This window comes from Bradyrhizobium denitrificans (assembly GCF_013179005.1).
GTDB lineage: Bacteria > Pseudomonadota > Alphaproteobacteria > Rhizobiales > Xanthobacteraceae > Bradyrhizobium > Bradyrhizobium denitrificans.
This window is the reverse complement of sequence record NZ_JABFDP010000021.1, coordinates 25,197-44,724: the sequence shown is the minus strand read 5'-3', so window position 1 is coordinate 44,724 and position 19,528 is coordinate 25,197. Positions and strand designations below refer to the sequence as shown.

At 65.5% G+C, this 19,528-nt stretch carries 18 protein-coding genes; 9 read left to right on the top strand and 9 right to left on the bottom strand.

Annotated elements, in window-relative coordinates; all coding sequences use genetic code 11:
- Window positions 1–29: 29 nt before the first annotated feature.
- Entirely contained in the window at window positions 30–1,310 is a 1,281-nt protein-coding gene (locus HL671_RS23360; RefSeq protein WP_172239122.1) for an amidohydrolase family protein, read from the top strand.
- A gap of 9 nt (window positions 1,311–1,319) precedes the next feature.
- Here the strand turns inward: HL671_RS23360 and HL671_RS23355 are convergent, their stop codons facing one another.
- A complete protein-coding gene (locus HL671_RS23355) occupies window positions 1,320–2,558 on the bottom strand; it encodes an aminotransferase-like domain-containing protein (protein ID WP_172239119.1) in 1,239 nt (412 codons plus the stop codon).
- A 178-nt stretch (window positions 2,559–2,736) separates the two neighbouring features.
- On the opposite strand from HL671_RS23355, the gene ribB reads away from it, so the two are divergent.
- The 3 genes from ribB (at window position 2,737) to HL671_RS23340 (ending at window position 6,201) form a co-directional block, all read left to right on the top strand.
- Window positions 2,737–3,813, top strand: a complete 1,077-nt coding sequence (gene ribB / locus HL671_RS23350; protein ID WP_012042645.1) for a 3,4-dihydroxy-2-butanone-4-phosphate synthase — start codon at window positions 2,737–2,739, stop codon at window positions 3,811–3,813.
- A 64-nt stretch (window positions 3,814–3,877) separates the two neighbouring features.
- Window positions 3,878–5,092, top strand: coding sequence for an acyl-CoA dehydrogenase (locus tag HL671_RS23345; RefSeq protein ID WP_012042646.1), 1,215 nt, complete (start codon window positions 3,878–3,880; stop codon window positions 5,090–5,092).
- 194 nt (window positions 5,093–5,286) lie between these two features.
- Window positions 5,287–6,201, top strand: coding sequence for an MBL fold metallo-hydrolase (locus tag HL671_RS23340; protein ID WP_172239116.1), 915 nt, complete (start codon window positions 5,287–5,289; stop codon window positions 6,199–6,201).
- Window positions 6,202–6,297: 96 nt separating this feature from the next.
- Here HL671_RS23340 and HL671_RS23335 read toward each other — a convergent pair whose 3' ends face one another.
- From HL671_RS23335 to HL671_RS23325, 3 genes are all read right to left on the bottom strand, one after another.
- The gene (locus HL671_RS23335; protein ID WP_172239113.1) at window positions 6,298–7,164 is read right to left on the bottom strand and encodes a DUF1499 domain-containing protein; all 867 of its coding nucleotides are present in this window, start codon (window positions 7,162–7,164) and stop codon (window positions 6,298–6,300) included.
- A 128-nt stretch (window positions 7,165–7,292) separates the two neighbouring features.
- Window positions 7,293–8,519 (bottom strand): MFS transporter, encoded by a 1,227-nt coding sequence (locus HL671_RS23330; RefSeq protein WP_246579579.1) that lies wholly within the window; start codon window positions 8,517–8,519, stop codon window positions 7,293–7,295.
- Window positions 8,520–8,653: 134 nt separating this feature from the next.
- Window positions 8,654–10,282, bottom strand: a complete 1,629-nt coding sequence (locus tag HL671_RS23325) for a fatty-acid--CoA ligase (protein ID WP_172239110.1) — start codon at window positions 10,280–10,282, stop codon at window positions 8,654–8,656.
- 127 nt (window positions 10,283–10,409) lie between these two features.
- Here HL671_RS23325 and HL671_RS23320 point away from each other — a divergent pair, with 127 nt between their 5' ends.
- On the top strand, window positions 10,410–11,612 hold the full coding sequence (locus HL671_RS23320) for an extensin family protein (protein WP_172239107.1): 1,203 nt from the start codon (window positions 10,410–10,412) through the stop codon (window positions 11,610–11,612).
- Between the two features lie 96 nt (window positions 11,613–11,708).
- Here the strand turns inward: HL671_RS23320 and HL671_RS23315 are convergent, their stop codons facing one another.
- Window positions 11,709–12,389: a L,D-transpeptidase gene (locus tag HL671_RS23315; protein WP_012042652.1), complete on the bottom strand. Its 681-nt coding sequence runs from the start codon at window positions 12,387–12,389 to the stop codon at window positions 11,709–11,711.
- Window positions 12,390–12,728: 339 nt separating this feature from the next.
- Here HL671_RS23315 and HL671_RS23310 point away from each other — a divergent pair, with 339 nt between their 5' ends.
- Window positions 12,729–13,706: a magnesium transporter CorA family protein gene (locus tag HL671_RS23310; RefSeq protein ID WP_172239104.1), complete on the top strand. Its 978-nt coding sequence runs from the start codon at window positions 12,729–12,731 to the stop codon at window positions 13,704–13,706.
- A gap of 326 nt (window positions 13,707–14,032) precedes the next feature.
- Window positions 14,033–14,329 carry a hypothetical protein gene (locus tag HL671_RS23305; RefSeq protein ID WP_244424405.1) on the top strand — a complete coding sequence of 99 codons (297 nt, stop codon included), beginning with the start codon at window positions 14,033–14,035 and terminating at the stop codon, window positions 14,327–14,329.
- 337 nt (window positions 14,330–14,666) lie between these two features.
- Here the strand turns inward: HL671_RS23305 and HL671_RS23300 are convergent, their stop codons facing one another.
- Both HL671_RS23300 and pdxH read right to left on the bottom strand, forming a co-directional pair.
- Window positions 14,667–15,422, bottom strand: coding sequence for an SDR family NAD(P)-dependent oxidoreductase (locus HL671_RS23300; protein ID WP_012042655.1), 756 nt, complete (start codon window positions 15,420–15,422; stop codon window positions 14,667–14,669).
- A gap of 135 nt (window positions 15,423–15,557) precedes the next feature.
- A complete protein-coding gene (pdxH, locus tag HL671_RS23295) occupies window positions 15,558–16,208 on the bottom strand; it encodes a pyridoxamine 5'-phosphate oxidase (RefSeq protein ID WP_172239101.1) in 651 nt (216 codons plus the stop codon).
- A gap of 125 nt (window positions 16,209–16,333) precedes the next feature.
- On the opposite strand from pdxH, the gene HL671_RS23290 reads away from it, so the two are divergent.
- Window positions 16,334–16,738: an RT0821/Lpp0805 family surface protein gene (locus HL671_RS23290; RefSeq protein ID WP_012042657.1), complete on the top strand. Its 405-nt coding sequence runs from the start codon at window positions 16,334–16,336 to the stop codon at window positions 16,736–16,738.
- A 112-nt stretch (window positions 16,739–16,850) separates the two neighbouring features.
- Complete coding sequence (locus HL671_RS23285; RefSeq protein WP_012042658.1) at window positions 16,851–17,813, top strand: DnaJ C-terminal domain-containing protein; 963 nt, start codon at window positions 16,851–16,853, stop codon at window positions 17,811–17,813.
- Between the two features lie 349 nt (window positions 17,814–18,162).
- Here the strand turns inward: HL671_RS23285 and HL671_RS23280 are convergent, their stop codons facing one another.
- Window positions 18,163–18,933 (bottom strand): anti-sigma factor family protein, encoded by a 771-nt coding sequence (locus HL671_RS23280; RefSeq protein WP_012042659.1) that lies wholly within the window; start codon window positions 18,931–18,933, stop codon window positions 18,163–18,165.
- A gap of 100 nt (window positions 18,934–19,033) precedes the next feature.
- Complete coding sequence (locus HL671_RS23275) at window positions 19,034–19,522, bottom strand: sigma-70 family RNA polymerase sigma factor (RefSeq protein ID WP_012042660.1); 489 nt, start codon at window positions 19,520–19,522, stop codon at window positions 19,034–19,036.
- Window positions 19,523–19,528: the final 6 nt, after the last annotated feature.

Sequence of the window (19,528 nt, the reverse complement as noted above, 5' to 3'; positions counted from 1 at the left end):
AACTACAAACAAGCATTGGGGAGGCGACCATGTCCGCGCTGTCGCGCCGTGAGTTCCTGTTGTCTGCCGGAGCGGCCAGCATGGCCGTGGTCTCAGGGGCGGCCCATGCGGCGATGGGCCCGGCCGACAAATTCGATCTCATCATCAAGGGAGGCGACCTCATCGATCCCAGCCAGTCCCTGCGGGGCAGGCGCGATATCGGGATCCGCTGGGGCATCATCGAGGCCGTTGACGCTGAGATCCCGGTCGAGCGCGGGCTGCGGTCGATTGACGCCGCCGGGCGGCTGGTCATGCCGGGCCTCGTCGATCTTCATAGTCACGTCTATCCCTACGGCTCTGCGATCGGCATCCCACCGGACGAGCTGGTGCAGTTCCAGGGCACCACGACGGTCGTCTCGGCCGGCGATGCGGGTGTCAACAATCTGGCGGCATTGCGGCGCTTCATCGTCGCCCAGTCGCGCGCGCGCATCTATGCCTTCGTCCATATCGCCAATAATGGCCTGTCGGCCTTTCCCGTCGCCGAGCTCTACAATATCGACAACGCGCAGGTGGAGGTCTGCGCCATGGCGCTCGCCGAGAACCCGGACTTCCTGCTCGGGGTCAAGGTGCGGATGTCCGAGAACGTGATCTTCAAGCACGGGCTCGAGCCATTGAAGCGAGGCATCAAGGCCTGTGAGCTCTGCGGCTGGCCGGCGCGGATGATGGTGCATATCGGTGGCGTCGAGACCGGCGAATTGATGTCGCAGATCCTCGACCTGCTGCGGCCCGGCGACATCCTCACCCACGCTTATTCCGGTGCGCCGAACCTCAATGGCGCCTTCACCAATATCGTGCAGGACGGCCGGCTCCTGCCGGCGGCGCTCGCGGCCAAGCAGCGCGGCGTGCTGTTCGACGTCGGTCACGGCGGCGGCAGCTTCGACTTCACCGTCGCCGAGGTCGCGATCCCCGGCGGCTGCGGTCCGGACACGATCTCCTCGGATATTCACGTGTTCTCGGGCAATACGCCGGGCATGCCGTTCCTGCCCAACGTCATGGGCAAATTCCTGGCGATGGGATTGTCGCTGGAGCAGGTGGTGAGCATGACGACGTCGGCGTCGGCCAAGATCATCGGCCGGGCGCCGAAGCTCGGCACCCTGCAGCTCGGCGCACCGGCCGATCTCGCGATCATGGATCTGGTCGAAGGCCCCGCCAGTTTCGTCGACACGCGCGGCAACAAGCGCGACGGCAAGCTGCAGCTGAAGCCGGTGCAGACCGTGATCAACGGCGTGCCATTCGGCAGGCCATATCAGTCGCCGTTTTCGGTGCGGTGAGCCGCGCCGTCAGTCGGCCGGGCTGCCGCGCTCCACATTGGCGGACCGCTTGGGCACGCCGAACTCCTCGTGGCAGACCTCGGCGAGCACGGCGATGCCCTCGCGGATCTCCTGATGCGAGGGGCTCGCGAAGCACAGCCGCAGCCGGCTCCGCGCATGCGTGGCATCGGTCGACCATTCCGGTCCCGGATTGATCGACACGCCGCGCTTGAGCGCGGCCTGAGACAGCTTCATCGCGTCGACCTGATCCGGCAGCTTGACCCAGAGGAAGATGCCGCCCTTCGGCGCGTCGAATTCGGCCGCGGTGCCGAACTCCGCATTGAGTGCCTCGACCAGCGTGTCCAGCTTGGCCCGCAGCCCCTTGACCAGTTGCGGCACATGGGTGGCAAAATGCGGCTTGCAGAATTCGGCCAGCACCATTTGTTCGAGCGCGCCGGAGCCGGCGTCGGTCTTGAGCGCCAGCAGCACCGACATGATCTGCCATGGTGCGACGAGGAAGCCGACGCGGAGCGCCGGCGCGACCGACTTCGAGAACGAGCCGAGATGGATCACGCCACCATGGTCGGACATGCCGTGGATCGCGCGCGGCCGCTTGCCGTCCCAGATCAGGTCGGCATAGCAGTCGTCCTCGAACACCGGCACGCCATAGGCCCGCGACAGCCAGAGCAGCTCGGCCCGTCGGCTCTCCGGCATGATGGTGCCGGTCGGGTTCTGCACCGTCGGAATGGTATAGATGTATTTCGGCCGGATGCCGCGATCCTTGAGATCGGCCAGGACCGTGGCCAGCACGTCCGTCCGCATGCCGTCGCGGTCGAGCGGAATGGCGATCGGCTTGACGCCGAGCCGCGCCAGCCGGGTCAGAGCGCCCTGGTAATTGTCCTGCTCGACCAGCACCGTGTCGCCGCGCGTCAGCAGCGCCTGGTTGACGAGATCGAGGCCCTGCAGCGAGCCGGACAGGATCATGATGTCATCGGCCCGGACCGACATGCCGGCGTCGCGCGCCAGCTTGGTGGCCAGGAAATCGCGCAACGGACGATAGCCCTGCGGCCCATGCGCGAGGCCGTAAGTGGCCAGCGCCCGGCCTTCGCGGGCGAGCACGGCATCGGCAGCCGCGCGCAGGCCCTCCACAGGGACGGCATCGGCGTCATTGTTGCCGCCGACGAAGCTGTATTTCGCAAGCCCGCTCCAGCGCGCGGCCGGAGCCGGTAGACCAGGGCCGAGGAGCGGTGCAAAATCGAATGCGGCCATGAGGCGCGGCTCCCTTGTTCTCGATGGGAGGCGACTTTAAACAGATACCAGGGTGCTTGTCCCGGTAGGACAGGTTCTTTCCCCGGGGAAGGCGACCTTCGAGCGGTGGTTCCGCTGCTCTGGCGCGCGCCTGCGATCCCGGCTAAAGCACGCCCCGGAAAAGCAGCGAGACTTGCAAATGGCCGACTCGATCCAGGAAGTTCTGTACGCCTTCGCCAAGGGCGAGATGGTCGTCGTGACCGACGATGACGATCGCGAGGGGGAAGGCGACCTCATCGTTGCGGCCTCGCTCTGCACGCCCGACAAGATGGCGTTCATCATTCGTCACACCTCCGGCATTGTCTGCGCCCCGATCACGGCCGACGACGCGCGCCGGTTGCGGCTCGACCCGATGGTGGCGCACAACGACTCCAACCACACCACCGCGTTCACGGTCTCGATCGACTACAAGCCGGACGGCGGCACCGGCATCTCCGCCGAGGAGCGCGCCTCTTGCTGCCGTGCGCTCGCCAATCCCAATGCCGGTGCCAACGATTTCGCGCGCCCCGGCCATATCTTCCCGCTGATCGCGCGCGACGGTGGCGTGCTGCTGCGCTCGGGCCATACCGAGGCGGCGGTCGATCTCTGCAAATTGTCGGGCCTGCCGCCGGTCGGCGTCATCTCCGAGCTGATGAATGACGACGGCACCGTCATGAAGGGCGAGCAGGTCGTCCGTTTCGCGGCGGCCCATAATCTCAAGCACGTCACGATCGCCGATCTGATCTCCTATCGTCAGGCGCGCGAAAAGCTGATCGAGCGCGTGTCGACCTTCACGACCGAAAGTCCGATCGGCCCGCTGCAGGGCTTCGCGTACCGCTCTCCGTTCGATCCGATCACCCACGCGGCATTCGTCTACAACGGCATCGGCGACGGCAAGAACGTGCTGACACGGCTGCACAAGCCCAACATCGTGAAGGACCTGATCGCGGGTCCGCAGCGTATTCAAGCGGTGCTGCAGCACTTCAAGAAGGCCGGCCGCGGCATTCTGATCTATCTGCGCGATGGCGCAGCCGGCGTCCCGGTCGAGCCGGTCACAGAGCCGCACACCGCCGAGGCCGATCGTCACCGGCAATGGCGTGAGGTCGGGGTCGGCGCGCAGATTCTGCGTGATCTCGGCGTGACGTCGATCCGGAACCTCACCTCGTCGGCCCATGACTACAAGGGCCTGTCGGGTTTCGGCATCGAGATCGTCGCCAACGAACGGCTTGAAGGCTGAACTTCCAGGACTTAACCTCTCAACTGCTGCGACCCGTGCGCAGCGAGACGCGAAAGGATCATTCATGAGCGCGCGCCCTCAGGCAAAGGACAAGCCGGCCCAGTCGAGCTTCCAGTGGGACGATCCCTTCCTGCTGGATGATCAGCTGACCGAAGACGAGCGCATGGTGCGTGACACCGCGCGCGCCTATGCCCAGGACAAGCTGCTGCCGCGCGTGACCAAGGCCTATCTCGAGGAGAAGACCGATCGCGAGATCTTCAACGAGATGGGCGAGCTCGGCCTGATCGGCATCACCCTGCCGGAGGAATATGGCTGCGCCAATGCGAGCTACGTCGCCTATGGCCTCGTGGCGCGCGAGATCGAGCGCGTCGATTCCGGCTATCGCTCGATGAACTCGGTGCAGTCGTCGCTGGTGATGTATCCGATCTATGCCTATGGCGACGAAAACCAGCGCAAGAAGTACCTGCCGAAGCTCGCCAGCGGCGAATGGGTCGGCTGCTTCGGCCTCACCGAGCCGGATGCCGGCTCCGATCCGGCCGGCATGAAGACGCGCGCCGAGAAGGTCGCCGACGGCTATCGCCTGACCGGCAGCAAGATGTGGATCTCGAATGCGCCGATCGCCGACGTGTTCGTGGTGTGGGCGAAGTCCGCCGCGCATGACAACCAGATCCGCGGCTTCATCCTCGAGAAGGGCATGAAGGGCCTGTCGGCGCCGAAGATCGGCGGCAAGCTGTCCTTGCGCGCCTCGATCACCGGCGAGGTGGTGATGGATGGTGTGGTGGTGCCGGAAGAGGCGCTGCTGCCCAACGTCTCCGGCCTGAAGGGCCCGTTCGGCTGCCTCAACCGCGCCCGCTACGGCATCTCCTGGGGCGTGCTCGGCGCCGCCGAGGACTGCATGCATCGCGCCCGCCAGTACACGCTCGATCGCAAGCAGTTCGGTAAGCCGCTCGCCGCGACGCAGCTCGTCCAGAAGAAGCTCGCCGACATGGAGACCGAGATCGCGCTCGGCCTGCAGGCGAGCTTGCGCGTCGGCCGCCTGATGGACGAGGGCAAGATGGCGCCGGAGATGATCTCGATCGTCAAGCGCAACAATTGCGGCAAGGCGCTCGATATCGCCCGCGTCGCCCGCGACATGCATGGCGGCAACGGCATCCAGATCGAGTATCAGGTGATGCGCCACGCTGCGAACCTCGAGACGGTCAACACCTATGAGGGCACGCACGACGTCCACGCGCTGATCCTCGGCCGCGCCATCACCGGCATTCAGGCGTTTTTCTAGTTCGTGCCGTCGTCTCCGGCATCTGCCACGCCCTCAACTGTCATCGTCCGCGAAGGCCGAAGGCGGACGATCCAGTATGCCGGGACGACAATGGTGAGCCGAGACGTCATGGCGTACGGGATGCCCCGCCTGCGCGGGGCATGACGTCGGAGGAAGCGGGCCGTTCAAGGGCCCGCACAGAGTAAGGGCAGCAGATGGCCGAGGAAGACGTCCCGTTCAACCGCAACTTCCCGCTGTCTGCGGGTGTCGTCGACGAGGTCCGTCCGGGCATTCGCCGTGTCCTCTGCAACAATCCGAGTCCCTTCACCTTCACCGGCACGGTCAGCTACATCGTGGGCACCGGCAATGTCGCGATCATCGATCCCGGGCCGGACAACGAGGCACATGCGCAGGTGCTGCTCGATGCCGTCAGGGGCGAGACGGTCACGCACATCCTCGTCACGCACACCCACCGCGACCACTCGCCGAACACCGGCCGTCTGAAGGCTGCGACCGGTGCGACTGTCTATGCCGAGGGCCCGCATCGCGCCTCGCGGCCGCGCTATGAAAGCGAGAAGCACAGCCCGGAATCCGGCGTCGATCGCGATTTCGCGCCCGACGTCATCGTTGCCGATGGCGATGTCATCGAGGGCGACGGCTGGCAATTGGAAGCGGTGGCCACGCCAGGCCATACCGCGAACCATCTCGCTTTCGCCTGGACCGGGCGCAGCACCATCTTTGTGGGCGACCACGTGATGGGCTGGGCGACCTCGATCGTTGCGCCGCCCGACGGGTCGATGGTCGACTACATGGCGTCACTGGAGCGGCTCGCCGGCCGTCCGGAGGAGCTGTATTTTTCAGGTCATGGTCCCGAGATTCCGGAAGGGCCGCGCTACACGCGCTTCCTGATGCGGCACCGCCAGGCGCGCGAGGCCTCGATCCTGCATCGCCTCGCGAAGGGCGAGGCGGACATCCCGACCATGGTGCGTGCGATCTATATCGGGATCGATCCGCGGCTCACCACCGCAGCGGGCTATTCGGTGCTCGCGCATCTGGAAGACCTCGTCGCCCGCGGTGTCGTTGCGACAGACGGCGATCCGGTGATCGGCGGGACGTATCGGTTGGTGTAGCGGGTTGGCGAATAGGGAGTAGCGAGTAGGGAGGGCAAAAGCGGGCGAGTGCGGCTGTCTTTCCTATTCGCGACTCCCGATTCGCTACTCGCCCACTTACTTCTTCACGGTCTTCGCGTTGCCCTGGCCCTTCGCCGCCACCGGCGGCGGCGTGACCTTCTTCACCGGCTTCTGCGCCTCGGCCTCGCCGGCGCTCGACAGGTCCTCGAGCAGCTTTCCGACCCGCGCGGCGTTGCTGCCGAGATCGGAATCGAAATAGCGCGAGGCGGAGCGCACATCGATCCGGGACTCCTCGCCATCGGGCTGGACGCGGATCGAGATGTCCTCGCGGAAGCCCATGATGGGGGTGCGCGCCACGGCCTCGATACGGCCGATCCGGCGCGGCGGCTGCGGCGCGCGCTCGTCGACGATGAACCATTTGCGCCGGTTGACGAGCTTCAGCGCGATCGCATAAGCGCGGTCGGGCGGCAGCTCGATCTGCACCGGCTCGATATCGGGATAGAATGTCCGCTGCTGTTCGGCTGAATAGAGGCCGGCATAGACCGCGGTATTGGTGCCGTCGCCATTGCGCAGTGGCGCCAGCGCCTCGAAGCGCGGCGGATCAATCGGATCGGTCGTGATGTCGTAGATCTTGGGCAGCTTGCGATATTGAAGCGCGAGATAGGCCGGATAAGCGAGCACCACGGCATCGATCATGAATGCCAGCAGCACCCGGCTCATGCCGCGGCTGCCATTGCGCCAGATCGCGACGAAGGCGGCGAGCCCGAGCAGGATCGAGAGCGCGGCCAGCCCCAGCGCCCCGAAGAACGTCGCCAGCGCCGGCTTCATCTCCAGGAAGTCGAAACGGAGGATCAGGATCGAAACCAGCACGGCGACGACGGAGAACACCGCCACATTGCGGGCCCAGGTCGCGAGGCTGGAGGTCGGCTCCGACAGATAGGGGGCGTGAAACCTGCGGGCCATCGTGTCAGGAACTGCCAGGTTGGGCCGCTGCTGGCGTTAAGCCGGGCGGCCGGTTCATCCGTGTGAGACCACGCGGATGCGCTAAATTCAAGGGGCGTTTGGCCCGAGGGAGCGGTTCTTCCATACCGTCAAGCGTTTGGGGCTGGACGGGTCCGCAGAGCCGTCATCATCAAGACGAGGGTGGCAAGCGAGAACCCGGCACCGGCCATGAACGTCGCTTGCGACCCATGGGCGTGCCACAGCCAGCCCGCGAGCAGGCTTGCAATGAGCAGCGCACCGCCGGTCACGAGGTTGAACAGGCCGAAGCCGGTGCCCCGCAGCTCGGGCGGCGCGGTATCCGCCACCAGTGCGGAGAGCAGGCCCTGCGACAGGCCCAGATACAGGCCCCAGAGCGCAACGCCGATCGCGGTTCCGACGAGGCCGGGCACGAAGGCCAGCGTCAAGTCGGCGGCTGTCAGCACGACGAGGCCGCAGGTGAGCACATTGCTGCGGCCGATACGGTCGGAGAGGATGCCGGCGGGCATGGCAACGCCGGCGTAGATCAGGTTCATCAGCACGTAGACCAGCGGGATCAGGGAGAGAGCGAGACCGTCGGCTTGCGCCTTGAGGACCAGGAAGGCCTCGCTGAAGCGCGCCAACGCGAACACTGCGCCGATCGCGACCACGATCCAATAGGCACGGGGCAGCCGGCGCAGCTCGCGCGCATGGATCGGCCAGTTGCGGCGCGGCTCGGGCGCGCTCGTCCGCGGCTCATGAACGCCGAACAGGATCAGCAGCACGGCGAGCACGGCTGGAAGCGCCGACCACCAGAACACGGCGCGGATGTCGTCGTAGAGCGCCATCAGTGCCACCGCGAGCAGCGGACCGGCAAAGGCTCCGATCGTATCCAGCGACTGGCGCAGGCCGTAGCTCGCGCCGCGGATGCCCTCCGGGGTCACATCGGCGATGAGCGCATCCCGCGGCGCTTCGCGGATGCCCTTGCCAATGCGATCGATGAACCGCGCAGCGAGGATTTGCCCGGACGTGCTGGCGAGCGGAAACACCGGCTTGGTCAGGGCGGCGAGCCCATAGCCGATCCCGATCAGCAGCTTGCGGTTGCCGATCCGGTCCGACAGCGCGCCGGAAAACACTTTGGTGATGGCCGCGGTCGCCTCGGCGACGCCTTCGATCAGCCCGATGGTGACGGTGCTGGCGCCGACCACGCTTGCAAGAAAGACCGGCAGCAGCGCGTGCACCAGCTCCGAGGAGATGTCCATCAGGAGTGACACCAGCCCCAGCGTCAGCACGGTCGAGGGCACCTCGCGCCACGTGGCCCGCGGCGATTCTGGTCCCGGCCGGTTTGCGTTCGTGCCCATGATGGCCGTCGAATCTCCTTCTCGCGTTCGGTCGGAATGGTGGTTCAGGCCGATCCCGCTGTCCAACGCCCACATGCAGAAGCGGCCTCTCTGGTCGGAGAGGCCGCCGGTCGCGTTCAACGATGATCGGGCGTTCAAGCGGCCGCGTTGGGGAAGCGATAGGCCTTGAACTGGTCGCGCAAGGCCGTCTTCAGGATCTTGCCGGTTGCGGTGTGCGGGATGCCGTCCACGAACGCGACGTCATCAGGCATCCACCATTTGGCGATCTTGCCTTCCATGTATTTCAGGATGTCCTCGCGCGTCGCGGTCTGGCCCTGCTTGAGCTGTACGATGAGCAGCGGCCGCTCGTCCCATTTCGGGTGATACACGCCGATCACGGCCGCCTCTGCGACGGCCGGATGGCCGACCGCGAGGTTCTCCAGATCGATCGAGGAGATCCATTCGCCGCCGGATTTGATGACGTCCTTGGAGCGATCGGTGATGCGCATGAAGCCGTGGGGGTCGACCGTCGCGACGTCGCCGGTGTCGAAGAAGCCTTCGCCGTCGAGGATGTTGGTGTCGACCTTGTAGTAGGCCTTGGAGACGGCGGGCCCGGAGACCTTCAGCCGGCCGAAGGTCTTGCCGTCCCAGGGCAGCTTGTTGCCGGCATCGTCGGTGATCTTCATCTCGACGCCGAACGGCGGAAAGCCCTGGGTCTGCAGCACGTCGAGCTTGGCGTCACCCTCGGCGCCGAGGAACGGCGGCTTCAAGGTCGCGAGCGTGCCGATCGGGCTCATCTCGGTCATGCCCCAGGCGTGGCGCACGCCGATGCCCATGTCGAGGAAGGCCTGGATCATCGAGCGCGGCATCGCCGAGCCGCCGCACACCACCATCTTCAAATGGGGCAGTTTGAGGTTATGCGCCTGCATGTGCTGCAGCAGCATGAGCCACACCGTCGGCACGCCCGCGGTGTAGGTCACCTTCTCGGTATCGAGCAGCTCGTAGACGGAAGCGCCGTCGAGCTTCGGACCGGGCATCACCAGCTTGGTGCCCATCGACGGCGCGGAGAATGCGATGCCCCAGCTGTTGGCATGGAACAGCGGAACCACCGGAAGCATTGTGTCTGCGGCCGAGGTGCCGAGCGAATCCCTGGAATTGGCCATCAACGCATGCAGCACGTTGGAGCGATGCGAATACAGCACACCCTTCGGATCACCCGTGGTGCCGGACGTGTAGCACATCGCCGCCGCGGTGTTCTCGTCGAACGTGCCCCAGGCGAAGTCGCCATCGGCCTCGCCGATCCAGGATTCATAGGTGACCGCGTTCTTCAGCGTCGTCTGCGGCATGTGCGCTGCATCGGTCAGCACCACGTAGCGCTCGACGCTAGGCAGCTTGTCGGCGAGCTTCTCCAGCAGCGGCACGAAGGTCAGGTCGGTGATAACGACCCGGTCCTGGGCGTGGTTGATGATCCAGGCGATCTGCTCCGGAAACAGCCTTGGATTGACGGTGTGGCAGATCGCGCCGATTCCCATGATGCCGTACCAGACCTCGAGATGGCGGCCGGTATTCCAGGCAATGGTGGCAACACGATCGCCCAGCTTGATGCCATGACGCGTCAACTGCTGTGAAACCTTGAGGGCGCGTTTGTGGATCTCGCCGTAGGTGGTGCGAACGATGGGACCTTCGACAGAGCGTGTCACGACCTCCTGGGAGCCGTGGATTGTCGCCGCATGTTCGATGATCCGGTGACAAAGCAGGGGCCAGTCTTGCATCAAACCAAGCATCAGGTCGTTCCTCCGGTGGTATTCGCTTTAGGACAGCGAGGGTCTTTTGGTCTGTTCCGTGAATTTTAGCGCGCGCCGCAGCGCGCGCAAATGGCCTTGTGCGGGCCACGACGTCGCGCAAGGGCCGATGGTTAGCGCGGCGCTGGCAGTGTTCGCATTGAGCTGGCTCATGGCTGCCGCGCCGGCGGCCGCAAGGTCGCGCGAGGCGGGCCATCTCCAGGCCCATGCTGCACCCGGGCCGTCGCGCAATGAGCCCGCGATAGCGACGGTGCCGCTGCCGCAGCCGCGCCCTGAAGCGGCGCCGCCGCGTGTCCGGGCCGGCGCTGGGGCAACCGATTCGGCCGGCGCTGGCGGGAAGGCCGCCGCGGCGAAGGGCGAGCCGGGAGCTGCGCGGCAGGCGCAGGAGAAGGCTGGGAACGAGGCTGGGACCGACGCCAAGTCGGACGTCAAGTCGGACGCCAACGCCGGTCCCAGGGCCCTGCAGGTGCCGCAGCCATCGGCCTGCCGCCTCGCTTTGACCGAGGAGATCGCGGTGGCGCCATCAATTCCGCCGATCAAGGGGCCGGGGGCTTGCGGTGGCGACGACCTGGTGCGCCTGGAAGCCGTGGTGCTGCCGGACAAGCGGCGGGTGGCCGTGACCCCGGCGGCGATCATGCGTTGTCCGATGGCGTCGGCGATCGCGTCCTGGGTCCGCTCCGATGTCGTGCCCCTCCTGCAATCGCTCGGCAGCCCGCCCGCCGTCCTGGATAATTTCGATGCCTATGAGTGTCGCGGCCGCAACCGTGTCAGCGGCGCCCAACTTTCCGAGCATGGCCGCGCCAATGCGATCGATGTGCGCGGCTTCAAGCTGGCCGACGGCCGCATGATCGAGCTGACCGACCGGACCCAGCCGCGGGAGCTGCGTGAAGCCGTGCTGCATTCCGTGTGCACGCGCTTCACAACCGTGCTGGGGCCTGATTCCGACTGGTATCACGAGGACCACATCCATCTCGACCTCGCCGAGCGGCGCAGCAATTATCGCATCTGCCAATGGGACGTGCTGGATCCGCTCCCGCAAATCGCGCCGTTGATGCCGGCGGTGCGTCCCGACGGGGCGCCGCCGCGGGAGACGGCCGAGGGGGCCGAGGAGGGCAAGGTCGGCAAGCCTGCGCGCGGAGCAGCGGCTGGTGAAGCAACGCCCGCCGAGCCGCAGAGAGCGGCGCCGTCAGAGCCGGGTTCAGCCGATGCTGCCGCGGCGGACGCCGAAGAGGCAGAGACGGCGACACCCCCGCCAGCGCCCCAGCCCGCGCCCGCGAAGGCGGGCAAGAGAAGGCATCGGAGCCGGTCTTGACGGGGGTCAAAACAAAAAGGCGCCGGAGGACCGGCGCCTTTGAAAGGGTGCTAAACGCGTTTCTCGGCTTTTGATGTAGTGGCCGCCGCAGCGGCCTTACTGCATCGCGGCGAAGGTTGCTCCGCCCTGCAGCGCCATCTGCGGCTTGTAGGGCGAATCGCCCTTCTTCGGATCCAGCACCACGACAATGGTGCCGACCTTGACCCGGTTGTAGAGGTCGATCGCGTCCTCATTGGTCAGGCGGATGCAGCCCGACGAGATCGAGGCGCCGATATATTCCGGCTGGTTGGTGCCGTGGATGCGGAACAGCGTGTCCTTGCCGTTGGCATAGAGGTACATTGCACGCGATCCCATCGGATTGTCCGGGCCGGGAGCCACGAAGGTCGGCACGCCCAAGCGCTCGATCTCGCTCTTGGTCGGATGCCAGGCCGGCCACTCGGTCATGGCGCCGACCTTGGCGATGCCGGACCAGGCCATCGCCTCCTCGCCGACGGTGATGCCGTAGCGAATCGCCTTGCCGCCTTCGAGCACGTAATAGAGGTAGTGGCTGTCCGAATCGACGACGATGGAACCCGGGGCTTCCTTGCGGTGATAGTCGACGATCGCGCGCCGATACGGTTCGGCCACGGGCGTATTGGCGTAGCGGATCTTCGACAGAAGTTCCTTGTCCTTCGGCTTGAAAGCCTGGGTGTTGGTCGCCTCATAGGTCGTAGCCTGCATGCAGCCCGACAACATCAGGCCCGCGGCCAAGAGTCCAAGTTTCACCTTCAGCGACATGTCACCGATTTTCCAAGTTGACAATTGACGTTGCAAGGGCACGGCGGTGCCACCGCAGCGTGATTCCATGCGTCCCATTATCGTCAAAATTGGCCTCGACTCCAGCCGATACACGCACACTCCGCGCTGCAGCGCCGCGATTGTTGCCTTTTTGCCGCAAAAATGCTGCCGGCAATCCCCAACTGTGCTCCGGGTGGCACGGTCTGCCCTGTTCCTGAGCAGATGCAAACAAGCGTTTGCGAAAATGGGCGATGGACCGTAACGGCAAGCTGCGTCACAAGGCAGCATCATCCCGCCGCTAAGCCCCCTAAAACCACGTTTCGTGATTCGGAGTTCTTCATGTTCTCGGTGTTCGTCCCGTCCGAGTCCTCGCTGAAGAAGGCGGCGGTCACCGATCCCTCGGCTCTGCCCGACAATGCGGTCTGGGTCGACCTGGTGAATCCGAGCAGCGCCGAAGACCGCGCCGTCGAGCAACTGGCTGGAATCGCTGTGCCGACCCGGGAGGACATGCAGGAGATCGAGATCTCCAGCCGGCTCTATATCGAGAACGGCGCCCGCTACATGACGGCGACGCTGATGTGTCACTCCGACACCGACATGCCGAGGACCACGGCGGTGACGTTCATCCTGGCAGGGCACCGCCTGGTGACCGTGCGCTATGACCAGCCGCGGCCGTTCGCGGTGGTCGAGGCCAAGCTCGCCCGCAGCTGCGCGCCGGGGATCACCGGCGAGATGGTGCTGATGGAATTGCTCGATGCGGTGATCGACCGCTGCGCCGACATCCTCGAGCGGGTCGGCGCCGACATCGATCAGGTCAGCCACGAGATCTTCGAGCCGAACAATGAGCGGCATGGCCACGCCAAGCAATATTCGCAGATCCTGATCGCGATCGGCCGCAAGGGAGACCTCACCTCGAAGGTGCGCGAAAGTCTGGTCTCCATCGGGCGCCTTGTCACTTTCCTGTCGGCGGTGGTCGAAGGCGTGAAATGGTCAAAGGACATGCGCGAGCAGCTCAAGACCATGCAGCGCGACGTTGCCTCGCTGACTGATCATGCGTCCTATCTCGCCGGCAAGATCACCTTCGTGCTGGATGCAATGCTCGGCGTCGTCAATCTCGAGCAGAACAACATCATCAAGCTGTTCTCCGTCATGGCCGTGGTGCTGATGCCGCCCACCTTGATCGCATCGATCTACGGCATGAATTTCAAGAGTATGCCGGAGCTCGAATGGGCGCACGGCTATCCGATGGCGCTGGTGCTGATGCTGATCTGCGCGATCGTGCCGTACTACATCTTCAAATTGAAGAAGTGGCTCTGACCGAGCGCGTTGCAGATCGGCGCCATGACCGCGGTCTGATCTGAACTGGCGCGGCTGCATCATGCTCGGCAATTCTTGCCCTGCTCGCGCGCCGGTGCTGGCAGTTGTTAGTGACGTGGCTCATCGAACGGCGTCGCCGGCTTGCCGCTATGCACGGCATGATTCGGACGCGGCATTGGCAGGAAATACTTGTTAGGCTCGTTGCAACGCCGCTGCAAAGCCGCCTCAATTCCTCAGGTAAAATTTGAGGGGAACGCTGAACGTTTGATCGAAACTTCTCTGCGATAAAACCTGCTCATCAGGACCACCAAAGAGCGCTTCGGCGCGTGGCCTGCGAGACAGAGCTTGAGGGGCGTGTTGATCGCGTCCATGGCCAAGAGGCGGCAATGGTTGAAAAACGCATAACGGCATCAAACAACGTGGTCGAGCTCGCGAGCTATCAGCGCGGCCGCGCCGGTACCGTCGTGGCTCATGCGCTGTCGCCGCGCACCTGCCGCTATTGCGGCGCCGAGCTCGAAGAGGACGAGCGCGATGATGACTGCTCCAGTGCGCTCAACGTCGAATCCGCCCGTCTGCGCTGGCGCGCCGCGCAGATTCTCCGCAACTTGGTGTGCGAAGGCTGAACCGACGTGCTCGGCGCGCGTGGTCATTCGACACGGCAGCCGATGATCTGAAATCAGCTATGCAAGATCGACAGCGCTCCCTTCCGGGGGCGCTATTTGTTTGTAGTGCGATCGTTTGCATCTTTCGTCCCGAGCATCGTTCTGAAAAGAAGAAACGGATCTTCCGAAAAGATCATGCTCGAACAAGAAGTAGGACCGTGATGCGTTTCTGTGGAACGCATCATGATCCAGCCGGCGTTAATCGCAACTTCGCGGGTCGACCCTGGTTTCGTCGTGAGCTGAAAGCCGGCGTGAACCAAGTCCGAGCCGGGTCTCAGGTCCGGCTTGGCGGCTCGCCTCAGACGTGCTGGCCGCCATTGATGTGGATCTCGGCCCCGTTCACGTAGGAGCTGGTCTCGCTGCAGAGCACATAGATGATCTTGGCCACTTCGTCGGGCGTGCCGAGGCGCTGCATCGGGATCTGCTCCTGCACGATCTTCTCGGTGCCGGGCGACAGGATCGAGGTGTCGATCTCGCCGGGAGCGATCGAGTTGACGCGCACGCCGACGCGGCCGAAATCCGACGCCATCTCGCGGGTCAGCGCCGCCAGCGCCGCCTTGGAGGTGGCGTAGGCCGCGCCTGCAAACGGATGCACCCGCGAGCCGGCGATCGACGTGACGTTGACCACCGAGCCCTTGGCCGCCTTGAGCTCGTTGATCAGGCCGCGCGCCATCATGATGGGCGCGAAGAAGTTGACACGGAAAACGTGATTCCAGGTGTCGAGGTCGGTGTCGACGGTGCCGAGCCGGGCGCCTCCGGCGCCCTTTGGTGAGATTGCCGCGTTGTTGACCAAAGCGTGAAGCTCGCCCCCGTCTATCCGCTGCTTGATCTCGGCGATGGCGCGCAGCGTGTCCTGCGGGTCGGAGAGGTCGACCTGGACATGGTCCTCGGGGCCGGCGCCCCAGGGGCATTCCTCCGGGAAGGGATGCCGCGAACAGGTGAGCACGCGCCAGCCGGCTGACGAGAAGCGGATCACGGTAGCATGGCCGATGCCGCGGCTGGCGCCGGTCAGCAGCATCGTGCGCCGCGGTTGGTTGGAAGAGGAGGTCGGCATGAACAGGGTCTTTCACGATCCACGCGGGATCAGTTTACCACAATGGTTGGGTGTTCGGTGCGCGATTCATGCGCACCGAATTCTGATGGCAATTGTTGCTGGCAGGGGCGGGGGCGTGCGGGCCTGAACGCGCCGCTACGGATACATCCTCACCTTTGTCCACGGCTGGCCGGCCGCGTCGCGCCGGAATTCGATACGGTCGTGCAGACGGAATGGCCGGTCGTGCCAGAACTCCATCCGCACCGGGTTGATGCGCCAGCCGCTCCACCCCGGCGGCCGCGGCACTTCGCCGATGATGTATTGCGCAGCGACCTTGGCGATCGCCTGCTCGAAGGCGAATCGGCTTTCCAGCGGCTGCGACTGTTTGCTGGCCCAGGCACCGAGCTGCGCCTGCTTCGGCCTAGTCGCGAAATAGGCGTCGGCCTCTTCGTCGGTCACCGGCGTCACCAGGCCGCGGATGCGGACCTGCCGGCGCAGCGACTTCCAGTGAAACAGCAGCGCGGCCTTCGGATTGCCGGCGAGCTCCTGGCCCTTCTGGCTGGCCTTGTGGCTGTAGAACACGAAGCCGTCCTCGTCATAGCCCTTCATCAGCACCATGCGCACATCGGGCAGCCCGATGTCGTCGACCGTCGCCAGCGCCATCGCATTCGGATCGTTGAGCTCGCTCTTGTTGGCCTCGCCGAACCACTCGGCAAACAGGGCAAACGGTTCGCTGGCCTGGGTAAAATCGGCCGATGTACCGGATGTTAAGGTTGTCTGGTGTTTGATGCTCGTGGGGTCGGTCATGAGTATGGGGAGTCCGAGTTTTGCGTTCACCGGCGGCCAGGCGCGCGCACGTCCATGTCGTTACGGCCCTATATAGGACATCGGTCCGGCTTGGCCTATCCGCGATTGGTCATGCTGGCGCGGCTTTGACACTCATTCTCATCGGACTGTCCGGCGGTGGCTGCAGCCTGTCGCGCCCCGAATCGGCCTTTGCCAAGATGGAGGATGCGGAGATCACGAGCGCGATCAGGCCGGCGCCGGAGCGCGAGCCGACCGAAGCCGATCTCGCTTTCGCCCGCAACGCGGCGTCCGACGTGCTGACCAAGGGCGACAAGGACTCCAGCCAGCCCTGGCAAAACCCGCAGACCGGGGCCCGCGGCTCGGTGACGCCGATCGCCAAGACCTATACCGGCGACAATGGCCGGACGTGCCGCGACTTTCTGGCGAGCTACGTCAATGGCAAGACCGAGCGCTGGCTGCAGGGCTCGGCGTGCCGGATCGAGCGGGGGCGCTGGGACATCCGCACGCTCAAACCCTGGCAGCAAAGCTGAGGGAACGGCTCTGGAACCCGTTGCAAAAATACAACGGACTAACCAGATGAAATGCAAAGCGGGCGGGGAGCCCATAGGTTAATATCTCATTTTCTGTAAGGAGACGTGACGGATGCGTGACCCCTATGAGGTCTTGGGGGTGCCGCGAAGCGCCAGCGCTGCGGCCATCAAGAGCGCCTATCGCAAGCTCGCCAAGAAGCACCATCCCGACAGCAACAAGGATGATCCGAAGGCATCGGCGAGGTTTGCCGAGATCAATTCGGCCAACGAGATCCTGGGCGACGAGGAGAAGCGCAAGCAGTTCGATCGCGGGGAGATCGACGCCGACGGCAAGCCGCGCTTCCAGGGCTTCCCGGGCGGCGGTGCCGGTCGGGGCGGGCCGGGCGGCTTCGAAAGCTACACCTTCCGCAGTGGCGGGGGCGGTCCCGGCTTTGGCGGCGGCGGCGGCTTCGAGGACATCCTGAACAGCATGTTCGGCGGCGCGGGCGCGCGTGGTGCCCGGCCCGGCGGCGGCAGCCCGTTCGAGTTCGATACCGGCGGCGTCGGTCTCGATCTCGACCTGAAGGTGGCGATGTCGGTGACGCTCGAGGAGTCGGTCAAAGGCGGCGAGAAGCGGGTGCGGCTGCCTTCGGGCAAGGAGCTCAACGTCAAGGTCCCCGCCGGCGTGACCGCTGGTCAGCAGATCCGGCTGAAGGGGCAGGGCGAGAGCGCGCCGGGACACCGGCCCGGCGACCTCCTGATCACGATCCAGGTTGCGCCGCATCCCTTCTTCAAGGTCGAGGGCAGCGACATCAGGCTGGATTTGCCGATCACGCTCTACGAGGCGGTGCTGGGCGCCAAGGTCCGTGCGCCGACGCTCGGCAGCGCGGTCGAACTGTCGATTCCCAAGAACACCTCGAGCGGCCGGACGTTCCGGCTCAAGGGCAAGGGCCTGCCCAAGGGCGATGGCTCGATGGGGGACCTGTTCGTCACTACGCGCATCGTGCTGCCGGACGGCAATGATTCCGAGCTGGAGGCGCTGATGACCAAGTGGCGCGACCGCCATCCGTACAATCCGCGCAGCAACCTCTCGTGAGGCTGCGCGTTGCCGGCGGGCTGTGAAGCGATGAGGAGAAAGTGCGGCCTCGAAAGGGGGACCAGCGCGGTACAAAACCCCGATCGAGGCCGCTGGTGTGTCGATCGGCGGATCGAACACTCCTCATTTTTTCGTGAATGTTTGGCGCGATATTGAGACCGGGTGGTGGCCTGATTCCAGATTTTCAGTGACCGAATTGGGGTCTCGCCGCTTGCGTGCGGTCCGGCGCGCCGAAGCGCGGCCTCTTGCGGCGCCAGCCGCGATCTCGGCGGTCGGCTCAAGCGCCTGCAAGCCCAGCGAAAAAGCGCGCGGCCGTGGTGAGCTTCGTCCGCTTCCGCGCCATCGGGCGCTATCCGCCCGACCGTTCAGCCTGGTCATAAACAAGGCGCGCAACCTGGGTGAGACGGGTGCGGTCGGTTCCTCCGGTGACGACATAGCCGACGCCGCGCTCCGCCCAGGACAGCGCCGCGGCATTGTCCTGGGTCGTATAGCGCATCTGCGCCGCTTCGATCGCGGTCTTGGTGGCGTAGACGGTGAAGCGCTCGCCCGACGCGCTCTCATACATCAGGAACGAGGCCGGGCCGGTCGGGCCGGGCAGCAGCCGTCCGCCCACCAGCTTGAGTCCCGTGGCCTCCAGCTCCGGTGCCTGCACGGTCCGGCCACAGCGCCGCGTCAGCCATTGCTGCAGATGGGCCTTCTCGTCCCCGGGGACCTCGACCGGATGGCGGACGTCGACGACGTAGAGCCGATGCGCGTCGAGCGCCTCGCCGGTCACATTCTGCAACAGAGCCGGCGGCGACGCGGCGCCATGCGCGACCCAGCCGGCCGCGCCGCCGGCCAGGAAAGCGGCGAGGCTGGCCGCGGCCGCGCCGAGGATCCAGCGCCGCGGCTTGCGATCCAGCAGCTCCAGATCGAGGCGCGGCGGCACCGGCTCGTTCGCCACCGCGTCGTAGCGGGCGTGCAGCGCCTCGGCCATCCGGCGCCAGGCGGCCACGCGCTCGGCATCGGCCGGGTGAGCCGCCAGCCAGCTCTCGACATCGCCGCGGCGTTCGGCCGGCAGTTCATCGTCGACATAGGCGTGCAGTTCGTCCTCGGTGACGGGAATCGTCGGATCGGTCATGATCTGGATCTCGTTGCAATCGTGCAGTCGCGCGGCGCGACAGCCCTTGCGCGCGGCAGGCGAGCGCGCCGGCGCGGCTTTTGTGCGGTGGATCGTCGGCTCATTTCACCCTCCGCAGGGCCGGCCGTTCACCTTCGATCACGGCGCGGACATGGGCGCGGGCCCGGGCGAGGCGGGACATCACGGTCCCGATCGGCACGCCCTGGATGTCGGCCACCTCGCGATAGCTCATCCCCTCCAGGACGACGAGCAGCAGCACGGCGCGCTGTTCCTCGACGAGCGTCGCCAGCGCGCGTTCGATATCGCGGCCCTCGGCCTCGGTGCCGCTGGCGTCGGGATTGTCGTCGTGGAGCGGCATGAGCAGCGGCCTGCGGGCCAGCGAGCGCCGGCGGTTCTTGTTGAGGTTGGTCAGGATCGTGTACAGCCAGCTCCTGATGTCGCCGCCGAGGAACAGCCGTTCCGACCGCAGCGCCCGCACCAGAGTGTCCTGGACGAGGTCGTCGGCCGCGTCCATGTCGCGCGCCAGCGCCCGCGCATAGCGGCGCAGTGCCGGAATCATGGCCTCGACGCTCTGGCGGAACGCGCTCATGGACTG

Coding starts and splice junctions, on each gene's coding strand:
- HL671_RS23340 (WP_172239116.1), top strand. CDS start 5,287: ATGGCCGAGGAAGACGTCCCGTTCAACCGCAACTTCCCGCTGTCTGCG.
- HL671_RS23315 (WP_012042652.1), bottom strand. CDS start 12,389: ATGTCGCTGAAGGTGAAACTTGGACTCTTGGCCGCGGGCCTGATGTTG.
- HL671_RS23275 (WP_012042660.1), bottom strand. CDS start 19,522: ATGAGCGCGTTCCGCCAGAGCGTCGAGGCCATGATTCCGGCACTGCGC.
- HL671_RS23310 (WP_172239104.1), top strand. CDS start 12,729: ATGTTCTCGGTGTTCGTCCCGTCCGAGTCCTCGCTGAAGAAGGCGGCG.
- ribB (WP_012042645.1), top strand. CDS start 2,737: ATGGCCGACTCGATCCAGGAAGTTCTGTACGCCTTCGCCAAGGGCGAG.
- HL671_RS23280 (WP_012042659.1), bottom strand. CDS start 18,933: ATGACCGATCCGACGATTCCCGTCACCGAGGACGAACTGCACGCCTAT.
- HL671_RS23300 (WP_012042655.1), bottom strand. CDS start 15,422: ATGCCGACCTCCTCTTCCAACCAACCGCGGCGCACGATGCTGCTGACC.
- HL671_RS23355 (WP_172239119.1), bottom strand. CDS start 2,558: ATGGCCGCATTCGATTTTGCACCGCTCCTCGGCCCTGGTCTACCGGCT.
- HL671_RS23335 (WP_172239113.1), bottom strand. CDS start 7,164: ATGGCCCGCAGGTTTCACGCCCCCTATCTGTCGGAGCCGACCTCCAGC.
- HL671_RS23325 (WP_172239110.1), bottom strand. CDS start 10,282: ATGCTTGGTTTGATGCAAGACTGGCCCCTGCTTTGTCACCGGATCATC.
- HL671_RS23330 (WP_246579579.1), bottom strand. CDS start 8,519: ATGGGCACGAACGCAAACCGGCCGGGACCAGAATCGCCGCGGGCCACG.
- HL671_RS23360 (WP_172239122.1), top strand. CDS start 30: ATGTCCGCGCTGTCGCGCCGTGAGTTCCTGTTGTCTGCCGGAGCGGCC.
- HL671_RS23285 (WP_012042658.1), top strand. CDS start 16,851: ATGCGTGACCCCTATGAGGTCTTGGGGGTGCCGCGAAGCGCCAGCGCT.
- pdxH (WP_172239101.1), bottom strand. CDS start 16,208: ATGACCGACCCCACGAGCATCAAACACCAGACAACCTTAACATCCGGT.
- HL671_RS23320 (WP_172239107.1), top strand. CDS start 10,410: ATGGTTAGCGCGGCGCTGGCAGTGTTCGCATTGAGCTGGCTCATGGCT.
- HL671_RS23345 (WP_012042646.1), top strand. CDS start 3,878: ATGAGCGCGCGCCCTCAGGCAAAGGACAAGCCGGCCCAGTCGAGCTTC.